Source organism: Enterococcus sp. 3H8_DIV0648, from assembly GCF_002140655.1.
GTDB classification, from domain to species: domain Bacteria; phylum Bacillota; class Bacilli; order Lactobacillales; family Enterococcaceae; genus Enterococcus_A; species Enterococcus_A hulanensis.
This window is the reverse complement of sequence record NZ_NGLG01000002.1, coordinates 580,355-598,689: the sequence shown is the minus strand read 5'-3', so window position 1 is coordinate 598,689 and position 18,335 is coordinate 580,355. Positions and strand designations below refer to the sequence as shown.

The window sequence follows — 18,335 nt, the reverse complement described above, 5'->3', positions numbered from 1 at the left end:
AGAATGTTCTATGGAAAACTAGCCTTTACCAACTTAAGAAAAAATCATCGCGGCTATTTGCCGTTTCTGATCTCGATGCTGTTTTTAGTGGCGATTAATACGATGACCCAGATTATTGTGAATAATGATGGGATGCGTTCTTTACCCGGCGGTGGTTCCGCGAGCGCAATGTTTGGTCTAGGGCACATCATTATTATAATTTTTACTGTGATCTTCTCTTTTTATACGAATAGTTTCTTGTTGAAGCAGCGAAAGAAAGAGCTGGGCCTTTACAATATCTTAGGACTAGGCAAACGCGAGCTTTATCAGCTATTAGTCTGGGAATCCTTGTTTAGTTTTTTAATCGTGATTGTCAGCGGCTTGATTACAGGCTTAGTTTTATCGAAATTAGCCTTTCTAGTATTGCATCGTATGATCGGGGTTGGAGCTGATTTTGTCTTTAAAATCATGCCTGAAAGTTTAGGCTTCGTTACGATGCTGTTTGCGGCGATCTTCTTCTTATTGTTCTTGATCAATTGTTTGCAGATTAAGCGAACAAATCCGATCACACTTTTACAAGGCGGCAAAAAAGGGGAGCAGGAACCAAAAGCACGATGGTTGTTAGCGATCATAGGTTTAGTCTGTATAGTTAGTGCGTATTGGATTGCTGTGACGATCGAATCGCCATTGAATGCCTTGAACTTGTTCTTCGTGGCTGTCGTTTTAGTAATTTTCGGTACCTATTTCTTATTTACTGCTGGAAGCATTGCTTTGTTAAAGCTGCTAAAAAAGAATAAGCGCTTTTATTATAAAACGAACCATTTCATTTCCGTCTCAAGCATGATGTATCGAATGAAGCAAAATGCTGCTGGATTAGCCAGTATTTGTATTCTATCGACGATGGTGTTAGTCACTGTAGCCACTACGACAAGCCTTTATCTCGGCAAGAAGGATGTTGAGGAGTCGCGTTATTCACGAGATATTGCGATTAAAACAAACATTCAGCCTGAGCAAGTAAAAAAAATCATCAGCAAGGTCAGCGCTGAAAAGCAGGTGCCAATCAAAGACCAAGTCTATTTGACAACGACACAAAGTATTATGTTTTCTCCAAAGGCTGACTCTTATAAATATATGGACTTGAATGGTTACTATAGTGCAGGATCTTCTACTGCTGTTATGATGCTTTTTATGACAGCACAGGAATACGAAAAACAAACGAAGGAAAAGTCGAAATTGAATGAAGATGAGATCTACTTCTATCCAGTCAGCGGCGATCATAAATCAGATCAATTAAAATTTAAAAATCAAAGCTTCAAAATCAAAAAGCGAATCAATGAATTTCCGGGAATCAATCAACAAGTTGAATTAACTGATTCCTTTGTGGTAGTCATGGCAAATCAAAATGTTATTGATCGCTGTTTGAATAGCTGGATTCCAAAAAAAGCTGATACTAAGGATCGACTCCCTAAGTATAATTTTCTATTCAATATTGAGGTGAGGGGAGAAAAGAAACAGATCGAATTTGCTCAGACATTGCGAAACGAGCTGCAGCAGGGATTAGGTGAAGGACAGTATACTTTTGATGATAAAGCAACCTTTGTCTCCGAAAATCGCTTGATTACCGCAGGCTTTATGTTCCTAGGAATTATCTTTGGGGCGACATTCATTTTGGCTACGGCCTTGATTATTTACTACAAGCAAATCTCTGAAGGGATGGATGATCGTGAGCGGTTTGAAATCTTACAGAAAGTGGGAATGGGGCACAAAGAGGTAAGAAAGACGATTCGCAGTCAAGTATTAATGGTGTTTTCTTTCCCGCTGCTGATCGCAGTTATCCATTTGGCCTTTGCTTTTCCAATCATTCGGAAACTGCTCGTTTTGTTTGGACTGGTAAATTGGCAATTGTTCTTGCTGATTTGCGGGATCGTTACAATTGTTTTTGCGATTCTCTACTTTATCGTCTATCGCCTGACCGCCCGCAGCTATTATCAATTAGTTGAGCGGAAGAGCTAAAAAAGCATTGGTCATTGGGAACTGACCTAAAATACTGAGACAGTGATAAAAAAGCATTTTCCTAGGCTGCTGATTCCCGATATTCTACTGGTGATCGGTAGCCTAGTTTTTGTTGAATTCGCTGTTCATTATAATAAGTAATGTATTCTTTTACGGTTTCTATTACAATAGATGTAGGCTCATTCGTGAGCTCATCTAAGTAGAACGTTTCAGACTTTAGTGAGGCATGAAACGATTCGATGCAGGCGTTATCTGACGGTGTTCCTTTTCGGGACATACTCATGGTAATGCCTTTTGTTTTTACTTGTTCCTGATAATCATAAGAGGTGTAAACCGAACCTTGATCACTATGCAATAAGCAATCCAGTGTGTCTGGTAGTTGATCCAGTGTATCGAGAACAAACGAAGTATCTTGTTTATCTCCAATCGTATAGGCAATAATTTCACCATTATATAAATCCATGATTGAGGATAAGTACAATAATTTTTGCCCAAAAGGAAGGTAGGTAATATCCGTAACCAACTTTTTTAAAGGAGCTTCTGCTGTAAATTCTCTGTTTAATTTATTTTCGTACACTTTATAAGGAGTTCCGACTTTCCGGTGTTTTTTCGGTTTTACGCGACAATTCCAATGATATTTTTGCATGATTCTCTGAACCGTATTTTTACTTACCTTGCGAGAGGGAGTGATCAAAGCGGCAACTTTTCGGTAACCATATCTAAATTTATTTTCCACACAGACACGTTGAATAGCTGCTTCGAGTTCTGTCAACTCTCCTAAGCATGGACGTTGTACCCAACGATAATAAGTGGAGCGCGAAATATTAAAGAGTTGGCATAACGCCGTGATAGTTATTTTCCCTTTCAGTTGTTTGGCTAATTCTACAACTAGTTTCGGTTCCACGTCCTTTCCAATTCTTTGTACTTTTTTAGCACTTCAACTTGCATTTTCAAGAATCTATTTTCGTTTAGTAAGTACTCTTCAGTCGTTAAGTCTTCCGGACCTTTACCCAACGAATATTGTTTTCCGACTGGTTGAATAAACCGATGATTTTCTCCATTTCGAAACCACCGCCACCACGTTTCTATTTGCGTTTTATTTTTGATACCAAGATCTTCCATGATCGTTTTTACAGGGATTTTCTTCTGCTTCATTTGAATAGCTTTTTCCTTAATTTCAATTGGGTAAGCAACTCTAGTTCCCATATAAAAAACACCTCCATATTAAATTCATTTTAACGTGAATTCAACTAGAGATGCTTTTTTATTTTGTTTCAGTTTAATGGGTCAGTTCCTTGTGACCAATGCTTTTTTGCTATAACAAATAGGTTCGATCAAAGGTAATACTCAGTTTAGCTGGTTCGCTTTGGGTAATGAAGCGGCTGCTGATTTGGTCCTGCAGCTGCGAATTTGTGATTTTCTTTAAATCTTCAGGAACCACTAAGTCAAAATGGATCGTTTCTGGTGTGGTCGTTTTATCTACCCGTAAATCATGAAACCGCAGCTGTTGATGAATGTCTTTCAAAATTTTCTTTAATTCAGGAGCGATTCGTTTAAAATCAGGATCATCGATCGGGTAAGGATCGAGGTGGCAAACAAGGTCGACCCCCAAATTTTGTTTTACATCATATTCGATGGTATCGATCACCTCATGTGCGTGTGGCAGACTCCAGTCTTGATTTACTTCAATATGAACAGAAGCAAAAACACTATTGGGTCCATAGCTGTGGATCAGCAAATCATGATAGCCGATGATATCGGGGTAGTTATCCAAGTGCTTGCGAATCGCTAAAACCTCTTCGTCACGAGGACGAACCCCCATCAAATCGTTAATAAAGCCCATGATCATTTTGATCCCTGAATAAATAATATATAGAGCAATCAAAAATCCGATATAGCCATCAATACGCCAGCCGCTGAGCCATTCGATGATCGCAGAAATCAGAACGGCGATGGTAGTATAGACATCATTGATACTATCTTGAGCGGTAGCCTTTAAGGTATCGGAGTTAATTTCACGTCCCAATCTGCGATACATATACGATTGCCAAAACTTCATTAAAATCGACAGGCTCAAAACAATATAAACAATTGGAGAAAGCAGCACACTGCTTGGATGCAGTATCTTAACAAAAGAACTATCTAAAAAGCGAAATCCGACATAGGTCACCAAAATGGAAATGACGAAGCCGCTGATGTATTCAAAGCGTTCATGACCATAGGGGTGATCTTCATCGGCTGGTTTGCCGGCAATCTTAAAACCGACGAGAGTAATAAAAGAAGAGGCGGTATCAGATAAGTTGTTCATCGCGTCCGCCATGATCGAGACACTTCCTGAAAGCGAGCCAATAAAAAATTTGGCAAGGAAGAGTATCAGGTTTGAGATCAAACCTAAGATTCCTGCCAAAATTCCAACACTGGTTCGTTTATTTCCCTTCCAACGCTCTGTAATTTTATTTATCAAAAATGTCAGCATAAAAAAATCATCCTTATCATTCAATTACTACTAGTATAACTGAAATCCTAGACAATAAGAAGTCAAATCCACTGTTCAACAAAATAGGTAAACTTCAAATATATAAAGTTTACCGAAAAACCTAAGATCTATTTCGAGATTTTTTAATAGAAAATTTGCGGATATCTCAGCCATTTAAAATGAAAACACTTTATAATAAATGATAAGAGATTCAATAATGGAGGTATGATCATGGAAAATCAGGTAGATATAACATTATGGAAAATTCAAACGAGCAATGTTGTCACCGCATTAGAAGATTTCATCGAAGACTGGAAAGTATCTCATAATAGTGATCTAGATGAATACCTGCGCAGCTATCCGGGGTATTTCAAAAGTGATGAGCCTACCCGTGAGGCGATTCGCCTTGTACTGGGCTACGCGAAAGAGCTGATGGATGGGAAACGAGACAGTGTTGGTTTTTATGAAAATAAAATTTGGCGCACAGAAAATGGTGAGAGTGTCCGCATGACACATTTCCATGAACGATCAATTTCAAAACTGATGCAAAAAATTGTAAAAGAGAAAGTTTAGTGGACAACGAGCCTAAATAGTCAGCTATTTAGGTTCGTTGCATTTTTATTATATAGAAGTGTTCAAATGATGTATAATCTTGGATCTGTCTCTTATACACATCTAGATGTGTATAAGAGACAGGTTCAGCATTTTGCGAACAAGTTCTTTTTTTCACTTAATTGACAGCGCTTTCATAACGTGAGTATATTGAAGCTGTAAGATACATACACGGATGTATGTAAAAATGAAAGGGGCTTAAGAAAATGGCAATTGAACAAATGGTAGAACGGGCACGTGTCGCAATGGAGGAAATCAGTGGCTATGATCAGGCGCAAGTAGATAAGATGCTTTATACGATTTCAAAGGCAGTTTTTGAACAAGCCGAACCGTTAGCGAAGTTAGCGATCGAAGAAACTCGTTTGGGACGTTTGGATCACAAGATCGGTAAAAACCAAGGCATGGCAACCAATATTTTTGCTAGTTTAAAGAATAAGCCATCTGTTGGTGTCATTAAAGAAATTCCTGAAGAAGGCTTGATTGAGATCGCCCATCCAAGAGGTGTGATCGGATCAGTAACGCCAACAACAAATCCGACGATCACCCCGTTAGGTAATGGCTTAATGGCATTGAAGGGCAGAAATGCAATGATCGTTTCACCGCATCCTCGCTCGAAGAAAACGACTAAGGAAACAATTGAACTGATGCGAGAAGCGCTTGTTAGTGTGGGAGCGCCCCGGGATTTATTGCAAGTCATTGAAGAACCGAGTATTGAATTGTCACAGGAATTAATGAGATCAGTCGACTTGATCGTAGCTACCGGAGGTCCAGGCTTGGTGAAATCGGCTTATTCAAGCGGCCATCCAGCTTATGGCGTAGGACCGGGTAATGTGCAGGCAATTTTGGATCGTGATTTTGATGTGGAAGCCGCTGCAGAATTATCTGTGATCGGTCGCTCCTTTGATAATGGGATCGTATGTGCCTGCCAGCAAAGCTTGTTCTATCCAGCAGAAAAAGAAGCGGAAGTTCTTGAAGCTTTACGAGGAAAACAAGCAGCAGTCATCACCGATGAAGCGGATTTGGAAAAATTGCGAAACACACTCTTTATTGAAGGAAAAGCCAATCCAGACATGATCGGCCAAGATCCAAAAGTCATCGCTGATGCGGCGGGTGTGGAAATTCCGGCAGATAGCCAGATTATTGCTGTGAAAGTTGAGGCAGTCGGCAAGGAAGAATTGTTCTGCAAGGAAAAAATGGCGCCCGTTCTAGCGTTGAAGAGCTACGATAAATTTGAAGAGGCGGTTGCCTTTGCCCGTGAAAATCTATTACTGGAAGGTGCGGGACATTCGGCTGGCTTGTTCAGTCATACGAAAGAGCATCAAATTTATGCAGGAGAAGTGCTGCCAGTCAGCCGCGTAGTCATTAATCAGCCCACCATTGACGCAGGCGGATCGCCAGCAAACGGATTGAATCCAACTGTTTCACTTGGCTGCGGCTCTTGGGGCAATAATATTATTTCGGAAAACTTGACCTATACCCATTTGATCAATATCTCGCGGGTTGCGATGCCGATTCCGCCAAAACATGATGGACATCCATGGGATTAGGTGAGCGGCATGCAAAAATTTGATGAATTACTCGCCAATTTTGCTAGTGAACAAAAAATTCGCATCGGAGTCGTTTGTGCCAATGATGAGGTTACGATCCAATCGGTTTTTAACGAAAAGGTTCGAGAGTATTTAGAACCAATCTTGATTGGTGACGAGACGAGAATAAACGAAATTTTAACAAAGCATCATTTTTCTGCCCGAATAGTTTCCGCAGATACCGAGGAAAAGTGTGCTGCTGTCGGCGTGGAAATGGTTCGCAAAAATGAGATCGACTTTTTAATGAAGGGGCACATCCAAACACGAACCTTCTTAAAAGCCGTAGTGGATCGTGAAAAAGGCATCGCTACCAGCGGTTTACTGAGCCATGTCGCATTAAATGAAATCCCCGCTTACCACAAGCTTCTGTTGACGACCGATGGCGGAATGGTCACGGCACCAAGCAAAGTGGACAAGAAAATTTTGATCAAGCATGGGATCGAAGTCATGAACAAAATCGGGGTCAAAAAACCAAAAGTTGGTTTATTGGCAGCGGCGGAGAAGGTCAATCCTAAAATTTCCTCAAGTGTGGAAGCGGAAGAAATCATGTTGGAAATGCAAGAGGAAGCACCAGACAGCTGCTACATTGATGGACCTATCTCGTTAGATCTTTCGTTAAGTAAAGAAGTAGCGGCGATCAAACATTATGAAAGTCCCGTTGCAGGTGATGCAGATATTGTGGTAGGGCCAGACATTACCACGATGAATGTTTTAGGAAAAAGCTTGACGATTTTGGCTGGCGCGAAGATGGCTGGCTTGATCATGGGCGCCAGTGTACCGATCGTTATGGTGTCGCGTGGTTCGACGGAAGAGGAAAAAGCCTATTCGATTTTAGTCGCTATGTATTGCAGCAAGAGGTGAGAGCAGATGAAAATTTTAGCAATTAACCCCGGATCAACATCCACCAAGGTTTCCTATTATGTGGATGGGGAGATCGTCAAGGAACAGGGCATCTCTCATTCGACAGAGGAATTACGAAAATTTCAAAACGTCGTTGATCAAATGGAATTTCGGCGAGACATCCTATTAGCGTTTATGGAAAAGGAAGGGATCGATCCCAAGGAATTAGACGCTGTGGCTGGTCGCGGCGGAAGTTTGCCGCCGGTGACTTCTGGCGCTTATGAAGTCAATGATGAGATGATCGATTATTTGAAGAACGTGACGCAAATCGAGCATCCTTCCAATTTAGGAGCGATTCTGGCCAATGAGATCAAAGAACAGGGCAGCGAAAAAACGATCGCCTTGATTTATGATCCGGTGTCTGTGGACGAATTTGAAGAGGTGGCTCGTATTTCAGGCTTGAAGGGAATCGAACGAAAAAGTATCGGTCATGCCTTGAACATGCGGGCGGTGGCAATGAAGGTTGCAAGGGAAGAAGGCTTTGACTATCAAAAAGCCACACTGATCGTGGCTCACTTAGGCGGAGGAAATACCATCAGCATTCATCACAAAGGGAAAATGATCGATTTGATCTCAGACGATGAAGGGCCGTTTTCAACTGAGCGGACAGGCGGTTTGCCGTTGAAATATTTGATGCCGCTGTGCTATGAGCATTCGTTGAAGGAAATGCTGCGGATCTACAAACGTGAAGGCGGCTTGAAGTCTTATGCAGGCACGAGTGATGCACGAAAAATCGAAGAACGGATTCTGGCAGGCGATGAAGAATTAAAAACAGTCTATGACGGCTACATTTATCAAATCGCCAAGGGAATCGGCAGTTTAGCAACAGTGACAAATGGCGCAGTGGATCGAATTGCCTTAACTGGCGGTGTTGCATATTCGGAAATGGTTGTCTCGGAGCTGAAGAAAAAAGTTGGTTTTATCGCACCGATTATTGCCGTACCAGGCGAGCACGAGATGATCGCTTTATCAAAAGGAGCGGAACGCGTGGTCTTAGGGGAAGAAGAACTGAAACAATTTATTATCACTAACGATAAATAGTTAAAAAAATAGTTCAAATTGGGAAAGGAGTAACACGAATGAAAATCAAAGCAGCATTGGTAAAGGAAAAAGGAGCGCCATATGAAATCACCGAGTTGGAATTAGCAGAGGTCGGATCAAAAGATGTCCTAGTAAAAATCGTAGCGTCAGGCTTATGCCGATCAGATTATGGCGAAAGAAACGGCAACAGCATCAACTTCCCGAATGTTTTAGGACATGAAGGTGCGGGGATCGTTGAAAAAGTCGGAAATGCAGTAACCTCAGTCGAACCTGGCGATCATGTGATTTTATCTTATGCTTACTGTGGAGAATGTAAACATTGCGTGGAAGGTCATCCATCTTCATGTGAAAAATGGTTCACTGTCAATAATTTAGGAAAAAATCCGCGGGGAGAATTCATTTTGCATACGGAGGATGGTACGGATGTCAATAACTTCTTTAACCAATCTTCTTTCTCAACCTATAGTTTGACGGAAGAATCGAACGTTGTAAAAGTCGATAAGGACGTTGATTTACGCTTGCTAGGACCATTAGGCTGCGGACTTGGAACCGGAAGCGGCGCGGTCTTGAGCGTATTGCAGCCAAGAGTTGGAGAAGGCATCGCTATTTTCGGAACTGGCGCGGTAGGCTTCTCCGCGGTAATGGCAGCGAAAATCGCCGGCTGTTATCCAATTGTAGCGATTGATATCAATGATCAGCGGTTAGCAAAAGCAAAAGAATTAGGCGCAAGCCATATTTTCAATAGTAAGGAAGAAGATCCTGAAGCATTCATCAAGGAGTTAACTGATGGCAGAGGGTTAGATTATGTAATTGATTCAACCGGTGTCGGACCAGTGATGACTAAGGCCCTTCATTCTGTCAGCAACTCTGGGACTTTCGTGCCGTTAGCAGTGACTCAGAAAAACTTTGAAGTGAATACCTTCTTCGACTTAGTATTCGGAAATAAAAAAGTGCGGGGCGTTCTGATCGGGGATACGATCGCTAAATATCATTTGCCGAACTTGATAGAGTTCTACAAACGCGGCGAATTCCCATTCGATCAATTTGTTAAATATTATGATTTCGAAAACATCAATCAGGCGGAAGCAGATTCTATTAGTGGTGAGGTTATCAAGGCAGTTGTGGTAATGGACAAAGAGTATCAGCCACCCAAATGATAGGAGGGGGACAAAATGAAAAAAGGGGACATTGTTTGGGGTCTTCTGCTAGCGGGATTACTGGTGCTCTTTGTGATACCTGCGACTAGAGATCCAATACTAGCGGCAAGCGGTGCCCACCCCTATATCGGCGGCTTCATCCAATTTGCGATTTTAGCCACGATGGGCGATCTTTTTGGCAAACGTATCGCAGCTGGTGAATATCAGTTTTCATCGCAAGTCTTTTTACGAGCAATCGTTTGGGGCATTATCGGCTGTATGGTGACATTAGTCTTCCCAGTCTTTATGGGCGGTGCCGGTCTGGCGCAAGCAGGGAAGCTGCTGCCGTTTGCCGGAGTGTCCGTTGCGCAGGCTTTTTGTGGAAGCAGCATCATGAATCTGACCTTTGCGCCGGCGATGAATACCTTTCATCGAATCATGGAGCTGTGGATCGAAACATCGGCAGCTAAGGAGCCGGTGAGCTTGAAGGGATTGATCGGCAAAATTGATTGGACAGCCTTTGTTACCTTTAATTGGCTGAAAGTCGGGATTTGTTTCTGGATTCCGGTTCACACGATCGTCTTTCTCTTACCGGAGAATGTTCGCGTAGTGGTAGCGGCCTTCAGTTCGATCGCTCTGGGAATCATTCTTTCCTTTGCATCGAAAAAGGGCAGCAGTTCAGCTGAAATGACTGAAAAAGAAGTCGTTTAATCAGTAAAATCAAAAACAGCCTTTGTCTAGTTAGTGGACAAAGGCTGTTTGTTTTATTGGATTTTATCTAAGATCAATTGGGCACAGTCGATCTGGTTAGGGATATTGCCGTCTTCATCTTTAACGCGCCAAATATCCGGAGTGATTTCATCAACCACATACATTTTTCCATCAGTGTCATAACCAATTTCAATTTTGAAATCGATTAAGGTCAAGTTCATTTCGGCTAAAGCATCTTTAAGGACGGTGCCGACTTTGGTCAAAATGTCTAAGGCTTCGTCGTATTGACCAGGTTTTAAAATACCTTTCATTCGGCACAAACGATCGGTAATCAAGGGATCACCTTGCTCATCGTCTTTCAACGTTACTTCCAAATAAGGCGGGTCGAATGGCAGGCCTTCTGGCAAAGTAAAGCGGCGGCACATACTGCCGGCTGTAAAGTAGCGCAAAACAAATTCCAAATTCGGTACTGTCAATTGGCGCACCTTCATGATACCTTTTTCGATATCCGCGTCTAAATAGTGAGTAGGGATATCATTTTTTTCCATCAGCTCAAAAAAGTATTTGGAAACAGTCAAGCCGACTTTTCCTTTACCTGCGACACTGCCGCCGACTGTGTTGGAGCCTGGGTCAAAGACGCCATCTTCACCGGTTGCGCTGTCTTTGAACAATAAGTAGACTTCCTTATTTTCTTCATCTAGTAAGACTGTTTTTGTTTTGCCATCGTACAATTCTTTCATGTTTTCCCGCCTTCTCTGAAATATCCAGTGTTTTCAAAAATGATAACATTAGATATTTTGACTGTCGATGGTTTTTCGGGTTTTAACGAAAAAAATCTGAATAAAGTTCGGTTTTTGCTTGTTTTCTGTTTGGAATACGATTTTAAATTCATATAAGCAATTTTTTGTTCGCATTTCCGTCATGAGAATTATTTAACTTCCCTAGTAAACCGCTTACATGATATATTAGATAGTAGAGAATGCTGTGAATAATTGCAAAGTTGTGAGTAAAGAAAGGGGCAGTGAAATGTACGAGATCAAAGATTTGTCAGGTGTAGAGTTCCAAAAGATCGCCGCGTGTATGAGAGAAGCTTTTTCCGATTACTATGTAAAAATGGAGCTGGGAGATGAGGCGCTCAATCATCGTTTTCAGAGTGAAAATGTCCAGTATGATTTATCCTGCGGGGCCTTTGTCGGTGATGAGCTAGTAGCTGTTTTGCTGAATGCAGTGGGAGAATACAATGGTGAAAAGGTGGCCTTTGATGCAGCGACGGGAGTTGTTCCGGCCCATCGGCGTAAAGGACTTTATTCTAAAATGATGGATTTTTGCATGGCGTTACTGACGCAGCATGATTTTGCCTATTATGGTCTGGAGGTGATCCAAACCAATGCGCCAGCGGTGGCGACATACCAAAAAATGGGGTTGGATGTCATCAAGGAATATGCTTGTTTCCGTGGAAATGCAAAAGATACCGCAGAGGGAACGGAGGATTTTCAAGAACTGCCAATCACAGAGTTTCCGTTGGAGTCACTGTCCGCTTTGCAACATGATGCACCTTCGTTTGAAAATCGAACCGAAATTTTACGGGCCTTTCCCGCTGATTATCTGATCATGTTTACCGGACCCGCGGAGCATTGCGATGCGTTTATCATTTACCAAAAGGATAATGGGCACGTGAAGCAATGGGGCAGACGCGAAGGAAAGCTGTCGGAATTAGGACGATTGATGGTCAACCTAAGCGGACGTTACCAAGATGTTCGCCTGCATAATATTAATTTTACTGATCAAGCATGGATCGAAGAGTTGGAGAAGCTGGGCTTTGATCATTTTTGCGATCAATATGAGATGAAAATGGATTGTTAAATAAAACCCGCTAAAATTTCTTTTAGCGGGTATATCCATGTCTGGCTTCACGAACTAGCTTTTCTACACAACGGTGTGACCCAGCCAGTTGCTGCTAAATTAGCATTAAGCAGAACTAGCATATCGGCAATAAGCAAAAATATTTCGAAATTTGAGAAGCAATCTAGAAATATTTTGGTCTTATTGCTGTGAGACACAGCGATTGGTTTTTGGAGCTGATGTGGAACAGTACCTACTTGGTGCTCAAAAGCTGAGCGAGTTCGCAAAGCCTTTCTTATGGGTTGATATGCAGTTCCATTTCCGGAGCGTTGACGATCGTATCCTTCACAGGGCAGGTTTTCTCAATAAAGGCTACGAGGTCTTTTATTTCTTCATCGGTATTATCGGCATCGATGTAGTAGTTCGTGATGATTTTTGAAAAACCGACCTTTACATCTGGCTTGCCCTTTAAGCGGTCTGAATCGATCTCGCCGATAATTTCCACGCGCATAGAATTCAGCTTGATCTTTTTGGCTTGATAAAAGAACCGAACCACCATCATTTTACAGGCACCCAGTGAACAAAGGAGGGCTTCTAGCGGGTTCATAGCCTCGTTGGTACCGCCTACATTTTCTGGTTCATCGATCATAAATTCAAATCCGCGAGCGGAGCATTTCAGCTGCAAACCACCTAAAGATTCCACCTCTGCTTTTAAAAGTTGCTTTGCCATAAAAAATACCTCCTAGTCGTTTCCTTAATCATACGATTTTTTCTCAGAGAATTAAATAACTTGTGCAATTTTTCTCAATATTTCATTTTTTGCAAAGTTTTCATTGAAAATATTATGAAAATCTTGTATGATACCCTTACATTATGGCCTCGGCCAAGAAGGAAGGAAACCTATGAAATCGGATTTATTTATGGAAATTGAAGAAACACCTGCGACTGAAAGCGAAAAGCATGTGAAAACTCACTCAACTATGATGTCCCAGCTGGAGTATTCAATCAGTAAAAAAATTGATTTGTTTAATTCGAGTTTGCCTCGTTATGCAGTACGTTCAATGTTTGCCTGTTTATTTTTGGCGTTAGGAACGGCTATTGCTTTTTATATTGCCATCCGCATGCAAGAAGCGATTCCAGGTTTGGAAAAGATGGCGTATGCCTTCATGTTTAGCTGGTCATTAGTGATGATCTTATTCATGAATGCTGAATTAGGAACATCCAATATGTTATACACTACGATCGGTGTGTACAAGAAAAAAATGTCGGTTTCCTTTGCTTTAAAATTATTGTTTACCTGTATTTTGTTCAATTTGATCGGCGGAGTGTTGTGCGGGTATTTGTTATCACTAACAGCACCTTTTGGACATTTAGAAGCTGATAACTATATGTTTACAGGGATTGCCTCTAAACTGACAAAATCAACGGGTCAGATTTTAGTAGAGGGAATGTTTGCCAATATCGTGGTAAACACCGCGGTCTTAGTTAGTCTGCGCATGAAGGATGATGCTGCGAAGGTGATGTCGATCATCTTTATTATCTTCATCTTTGCCTTCTTAGGTTTTGAGCACGTGATCGCTAACTTCCCAGCCTTTTCATTGGCGTATTTTTCTTCTCATGGAACAATTGCTGAAATGACTGCGGGAAATGTGGCGCACAATTTATTCTTCACCTTGATTGGAAATTTCGTCGGCGGAGGCTTAGTCATGGGGCTTGGCTACGCATGGCTGAATAATACAGATTCAAAATATGTCGATTAGAAAATAGTAATCCATTTTAATAGATAAAAAGAATCCACGAGAATCGAATTCGATTTTCGTGGATTTATTTTTTTACTGGTTGAAAGGCGATTATTTCTTTAAGATTCCCTTTACTAGCTGATTCATCCCAAAGTGTGTGATTCGTGGATGATTTCTTGCTGTCCATACCATCATACGGTCGCGTAAGGAATAGTAATAGCGAAATTTCGGTTTAGCATCGGTCGCTGCTTGGTAAAATACTTCAGCGAGTTCTTTAGAAGTAGCGTCCAAATTGATATTATTCAACATATTTCCGATCCCCTCCACGAGTTTCTTATAAGGGGAGTCAGGTTTGAGATTCTCTTTGGCATTTTTCATGGCAATCTCACTCCATGCTGATTGAGTTCCGCCAGGCTGGACGATAACAGAGCGTATCCCGAATTGTCTGACTTCAGTATCCAGCACGTCGGACCATTGCTGAAGAGCTGCTTTTGAAGCATGATAATGCGCCCCAAGCGGCACATAGCCATTTCCGCCTGTTGAACTAATATTGACGATTCGCCCTGATTGCTGTTTTCTCATTGTGGGCAAAACTAATTGAGCCAGATTGACCGCGGCAAAGTAGTTTACTTTGAATTGATACAAGGCATTCGAATAGCTTATTTCCTCAGTAGGACCATATTCTCCATACCCGGCATTGTTGATAAGGACATCGATTCTTCCAAATTTTTGCAGCGCAAATTGAACAAAAGCTTCGTTTGAAGAGACATCAGAAACATCAAGTTTGACTGCCGAGATATTTTTATCAGCGGGAATTTTTTCTACTCTACGTGCACCGGCAACGACAGAGTAGCCCTTCTCGGCAAATAGTTTAGCTGCTTCAAAACCCATTCCGTTGGAGGCGCCAGTGATTAAAACTACTTTTTTCATAAAATATTTCCCCTTCCAGAAGGTTACGTTTGTAACGATCTTGATGAGATTATATAATCTAATAAAGCGCAGAACAAGCAATGCGGCATCATAAGTTACACATCAATCAATATGTAACGATCAAGGAGGAAGCTTATGGGGAAAACAAATTATTCAATCTCATTACAAGAAGATAGCAAGAATTTTATTACCGAAGCCACACTGCAATTACTTGAAGCCAAGTCATATACCAAACTGACTGTAATGGAGGTCGTCAAGCGAGCAGGCGTTTCGCGCATGGCCTTCTACAGAAATTTTGAATCGATTGAAGATGTATTGAAGCAATATTATAGTCCAAAATTCGAAACGTTCTTTGATAAAGTCAAGCAGACTAATGTTAATGAAATGGAGGAGCTTGAGCTTCTTACGGAATTTTTTTCAGTCATGAAAAATGATCTGAAAAAATCGATCGATCATGAGTATGATAGTATTTTCTTCGATATTCTCAGCAAGCAAACAGAGTTGTTTATCCAACCTAAGAATCGACTGGAATATTATCAAACGAAATACATTACTTCGGGAACTTTTGCGGTTTGGAAGGCATGGTTATCAGAGGATGATGGGACCTCATTGGCGGAGATGGGTGCTTTGTTAAGCTATCTAACGAAAGATCGTTATTAATCTTATCCGGCAACTGTTAAGAAACGAAGCTTAGCATTTTGTATTGCGAATCTTGATCAGGGAGCCTATAGTTTAAGTAATGAATGTAAATGAGGAGGTTGTTATATGGATTTGTATTCAAGTATTTTTACCCGCAAGTCGACTCGTAATTTTAATTCCACCCCGTTGTCGGAGAATAAATTGAGTGAAATTAAAAGCTTTATTGAGTCGGTCAAGCCGCTTTTACCAGACGCGAAAATCACTTATAAGCTGGTAGGGCCAGAGGAGGTCAAAGGGATGGCGATTCCTAAGGCGCCGCATTATTTTCTGATCTATGGCAAGGAGCAGCCGTTGAAAAATACCTGTGCCGGTTTCTTGTTCCAGCATGTGGATCTTTTTCTTTTTGCTCAGGGCTATGCGGCTCGCTGGTTAGGAATGATGAAACCAAAGGAAGCAAATGCTGATTATATTATTGGCATAGCGTTTGGAAATCCAGAGGAACCTGTGAGTCGAACGCTGGCAGATTTTGACCGGAAATCGTTAAAGGAAATCTCAGAGGGAAGTGATCCGAGAATTGAAGCAGCTCGCTTGGCGCCTTCTGGGTTAAATGGTCAGCCGTGGTATTTTGTTGCCAACAACGGTGTGATCTATGTCTATTGCAAGAAAAAAATCAATGGTCTGCCTGGTATGATGTACAAATTGACGGATCTGGATGTGGGGATCGCGCTTTGTCATTTGGCGGTGGCAACTGAGCACAGCGGCAAAGCTTTTGAATTTGTCATGACAAAGGGCGCGCCGGCTGCTCCAGATGGTTATGTTTATTTAGGAACGGTGAAGTAGAAAAATCCTCAAACATTTTTTGTTTGAGGATTTTTTAATGGCTGGATTAAGTTAATAATGCGGATAAATCTAATTGCAGAACCTCTTTCATGACAAAAGGGGTCTTTTTGCGATAAGCAGATGCGCCGCTTTCGAATAGGGCAAAAAGTCGATCGCCTTCAACGTAAATTTGTTCTAAATAAGGGGGCGTGGCGATAATTTTGATCGCTTGGTTCAAATCGGAAAAATCAGTCGTGTGCTGGATATCAAAGACAAAGATTTGTCCGGGCTGCTTGCCCCAAGATTGAGAAAGCAGCAGAAAATTTTTATAAAAGGTCACGCCCTGAATTTTTTGCGGGATCGCTAAAGTGCCAAAGGGTGATTCTACCAACGTGTTGTTTGACGAAGCGGTTAAATCTCCATGATCGTCGATTGGGTAACAGACAACTTTCCCTACAGTATTCAAAGCAAATAGAGCAACGACCAGTAACCCGTGATCGTAGGTGATCGCAGAAGCCCGCGGCAGTTCCTTCAAGGTGAATTTTTGCTGGTACGCAATCGGTCCAGCGCCTTCAGTGTATGTTTCGACGTCTTCAAGGCGGATGGCGGTCACTGACGCATGTTTTCCAGCGGAATTACTGATCCAAATTTTTTGATGGCGCGGGTCATAGGCTAAGCCGCCAGCGTGGGGCAGATCGGGTAAAACGATCGTTTTGATCCGAAGCCCAGTGATGCGATCCAATACATAGATGACGGAGTTGTGGCGATGATCATGACAATAAGCCGAGATCAGCAGATATTTTTCCGTTAAAGTCAGACCTTGAGGTGTCATGGAGGGACAATCGACTGGTTCATTTTTTAAGTTAAGGGTGCTGGCTTTTTTCAAGCCGGGAACTTGATACGTTTGTTCTGCCGCAGCATCGAAAAAGGCTGGAAAAGCCTGCCAAATATTTCTGCGATTGTAAAAAGACCCTGACAAAAAATGACGCAGCCATTTCATGAAGCTAAAAAATAATTTTTTCATCGCTCTTTCCTCCAGTTTCTTTATTCTAGCAATTTATCGCGCTGGAGGACAGTCAAAGGAGTTCGGAAAAAAATTTTGATCAAAGAACATTGACAAAAGGAAAAAAAGCGCGTAGTATTCTAAAAAAATATGAGTCATACAAAAGAGAAGTAACATAGATGAGCCTTTTCAGAGAGCTGATGGTGCTGTGAATCAGTAGGGATTATTATGCGAATGGACTTTTGGACGAAGTTTTGAATCCTTAGTAGGAACTTCCGGGAACTCCCGATACAGAGTAAGGTCGTTGTTGGACGACTGAATGAGAAATGCCCTGTTTGGCATACCATTGAGGTGGCACCGTGGAATCCCCGCCCTCAAACCAAAGCTTATTTTTGGTTTGAGGGCTTTTTTTTGCGAGTTCCACTTGGTACTTTCAGTACCTTAGTGGAATCGTATGCGCAGTGAAAATAAGACTCATTTTTCGCGGTTTTCGAAAAATGAATTCCTCAAAACGAACTAGCTGCGAGTTCCACTTATTGCCTCAGTACCTTAGTGGAATCGTATGCGCAGTGAAAATCAGACTCATTTTTCGCGCTTTATGAAAAATGAACTCCCTAAAATGAACTAGCTGCGAGTTCCAATCAGTACTTTCAGTACCTTAGTGGAATCGTATGCGTGGTGAGAATCAAACTCATTTTTCATGATTTTGGAAAAATGATGCCATTAACTCGAGGTAGCTGTCAGTCAAACTTTTCGCAGTTCTATAAAGTAGGAGACTCAATTCTAGGTTTTAAGGATAAATCGTTCAAGCTGTTTAGTTTGATGATATGCGCAGTGAAAACCAAACTCATTTTTCACGGTTTTGGAAAAATGAATCCCTTGAAATGAACTAGCTGTCAGTTCAGTCAC

The 18,335-nt window shown here is 41.6% G+C and carries 17 protein-coding genes and 1 other annotated feature; of the genes, 11 read left to right on the top strand and 6 right to left on the bottom strand.

Annotated features, from left to right (window positions below; translation table 11 throughout):
• Nucleotides 1-3 precede the first annotated feature (3 nt).
• The gene (locus A5875_RS19065) at nucleotides 4-1,992 is read left to right on the top strand and encodes an ABC transporter permease (RefSeq protein WP_088935156.1); all 1,989 of its coding nucleotides are present in this window, start codon (nucleotides 4-6) and stop codon (nucleotides 1,990-1,992) included.
• A 61-nt stretch (nucleotides 1,993-2,053) separates the two neighbouring features.
• Here A5875_RS19065 and A5875_RS19060 read toward each other — a convergent pair.
• Nucleotides 2,054-3,198, bottom strand: a protein-coding gene (locus A5875_RS19060) for an IS3 family transposase (RefSeq protein WP_141108275.1) whose coding sequence is annotated in 2 segments (ribosomal slippage) — nucleotides 2,054-2,925 and nucleotides 2,925-3,198 — 1,146 coding nt in all. Because the reading frame shifts where the segments join, the coding sequence is not laid out codon by codon here.
• Between the two features lie 109 nt (nucleotides 3,199-3,307).
• Nucleotides 3,308-4,468, bottom strand: a complete 1,161-nt coding sequence (locus A5875_RS19055; RefSeq protein ID WP_088935155.1) for a cation diffusion facilitator family transporter — start codon at nucleotides 4,466-4,468, stop codon at nucleotides 3,308-3,310.
• 231 nt (nucleotides 4,469-4,699) lie between these two features.
• Between A5875_RS19055 and A5875_RS19050 the strand changes: the two genes are divergently transcribed.
• The 6 genes from A5875_RS19050 (at nucleotide 4,700) to A5875_RS19025 (ending at nucleotide 10,454) form a co-directional block, all read left to right on the top strand.
• The gene (locus tag A5875_RS19050) at nucleotides 4,700-5,041 is read left to right on the top strand and encodes a hypothetical protein (RefSeq protein WP_088935154.1); all 342 of its coding nucleotides are present in this window, start codon (nucleotides 4,700-4,702) and stop codon (nucleotides 5,039-5,041) included.
• A gap of 245 nt (nucleotides 5,042-5,286) precedes the next feature.
• A complete protein-coding gene (locus tag A5875_RS19045; RefSeq protein WP_088935153.1) occupies nucleotides 5,287-6,627 on the top strand; it encodes an aldehyde dehydrogenase family protein in 1,341 nt (446 codons plus the stop codon).
• 9 nt (nucleotides 6,628-6,636) lie between these two features.
• Nucleotides 6,637-7,527: a phosphate acyltransferase gene (locus A5875_RS19040; RefSeq protein WP_088935152.1), complete on the top strand. Its 891-nt coding sequence runs from the start codon at nucleotides 6,637-6,639 to the stop codon at nucleotides 7,525-7,527.
• Nucleotides 7,528-7,533: 6 nt separating this feature from the next.
• Nucleotides 7,534-8,607 carry a butyrate kinase gene (gene buk / locus A5875_RS19035; protein ID WP_088935151.1) on the top strand — a complete coding sequence of 358 codons (1,074 nt, stop codon included), beginning with the start codon at nucleotides 7,534-7,536 and terminating at the stop codon, nucleotides 8,605-8,607.
• A 38-nt stretch (nucleotides 8,608-8,645) separates the two neighbouring features.
• A complete protein-coding gene (locus A5875_RS19030) occupies nucleotides 8,646-9,764 on the top strand; it encodes an NAD(P)-dependent alcohol dehydrogenase (protein WP_088935150.1) in 1,119 nt (372 codons plus the stop codon).
• Between the two features lie 15 nt (nucleotides 9,765-9,779).
• Complete coding sequence (locus A5875_RS19025) at nucleotides 9,780-10,454, top strand: Mpv17/PMP22 family protein (protein ID WP_088935149.1); 675 nt, start codon at nucleotides 9,780-9,782, stop codon at nucleotides 10,452-10,454.
• A gap of 53 nt (nucleotides 10,455-10,507) precedes the next feature.
• Here A5875_RS19025 and A5875_RS19020 read toward each other — a convergent pair whose 3' ends face one another.
• Nucleotides 10,508-11,194 carry a phosphoribosylaminoimidazolesuccinocarboxamide synthase gene (locus A5875_RS19020; RefSeq protein ID WP_088935148.1) on the bottom strand — a complete coding sequence of 229 codons (687 nt, stop codon included), beginning with the start codon at nucleotides 11,192-11,194 and terminating at the stop codon, nucleotides 10,508-10,510.
• Nucleotides 11,195-11,480: 286 nt separating this feature from the next.
• On the opposite strand from A5875_RS19020, the gene A5875_RS19015 reads away from it, so the two are divergent.
• Nucleotides 11,481-12,317 carry a GNAT family N-acetyltransferase gene (locus A5875_RS19015; RefSeq protein WP_088935147.1) on the top strand — a complete coding sequence of 279 codons (837 nt, stop codon included), beginning with the start codon at nucleotides 11,481-11,483 and terminating at the stop codon, nucleotides 12,315-12,317.
• A gap of 274 nt (nucleotides 12,318-12,591) precedes the next feature.
• Here the strand turns inward: A5875_RS19015 and A5875_RS19010 are convergent, their stop codons facing one another.
• Complete coding sequence (locus tag A5875_RS19010; RefSeq protein ID WP_088935146.1) at nucleotides 12,592-13,026, bottom strand: OsmC family protein; 435 nt, start codon at nucleotides 13,024-13,026, stop codon at nucleotides 12,592-12,594.
• A 172-nt stretch (nucleotides 13,027-13,198) separates the two neighbouring features.
• On the opposite strand from A5875_RS19010, the gene A5875_RS19005 reads away from it, so the two are divergent.
• Nucleotides 13,199-14,056, top strand: coding sequence for a formate/nitrite transporter family protein (locus A5875_RS19005; protein ID WP_088935145.1), 858 nt, complete (start codon nucleotides 13,199-13,201; stop codon nucleotides 14,054-14,056).
• 90 nt (nucleotides 14,057-14,146) lie between these two features.
• On the opposite strand, the gene A5875_RS19000 is transcribed toward A5875_RS19005, so the two are convergent.
• Nucleotides 14,147-14,965 carry an SDR family NAD(P)-dependent oxidoreductase gene (locus A5875_RS19000; RefSeq protein ID WP_088935144.1) on the bottom strand — a complete coding sequence of 273 codons (819 nt, stop codon included), beginning with the start codon at nucleotides 14,963-14,965 and terminating at the stop codon, nucleotides 14,147-14,149.
• Between the two features lie 135 nt (nucleotides 14,966-15,100).
• Between A5875_RS19000 and A5875_RS18995 the strand changes: the two genes are divergently transcribed.
• Together A5875_RS18995 and A5875_RS18990 are read left to right on the top strand one after the other, a co-directional pair.
• A complete protein-coding gene (locus A5875_RS18995; RefSeq protein WP_088935143.1) occupies nucleotides 15,101-15,625 on the top strand; it encodes a TetR/AcrR family transcriptional regulator in 525 nt (174 codons plus the stop codon).
• 105 nt (nucleotides 15,626-15,730) lie between these two features.
• Nucleotides 15,731-16,444 (top strand): nitroreductase family protein, encoded by a 714-nt coding sequence (locus A5875_RS18990; protein WP_088935142.1) that lies wholly within the window; start codon nucleotides 15,731-15,733, stop codon nucleotides 16,442-16,444.
• A 46-nt stretch (nucleotides 16,445-16,490) separates the two neighbouring features.
• On the opposite strand, the gene A5875_RS18985 is transcribed toward A5875_RS18990, so the two are convergent.
• Entirely contained in the window at nucleotides 16,491-17,447 is a 957-nt protein-coding gene (locus A5875_RS18985) for a YncE family protein (protein WP_088935141.1), read from the bottom strand.
• A gap of 127 nt (nucleotides 17,448-17,574) precedes the next feature.
• Nucleotides 17,575-17,805: a binding site (T-box leader), on the top strand.
• Nucleotides 17,806-18,335 lie beyond the last annotated feature (530 nt).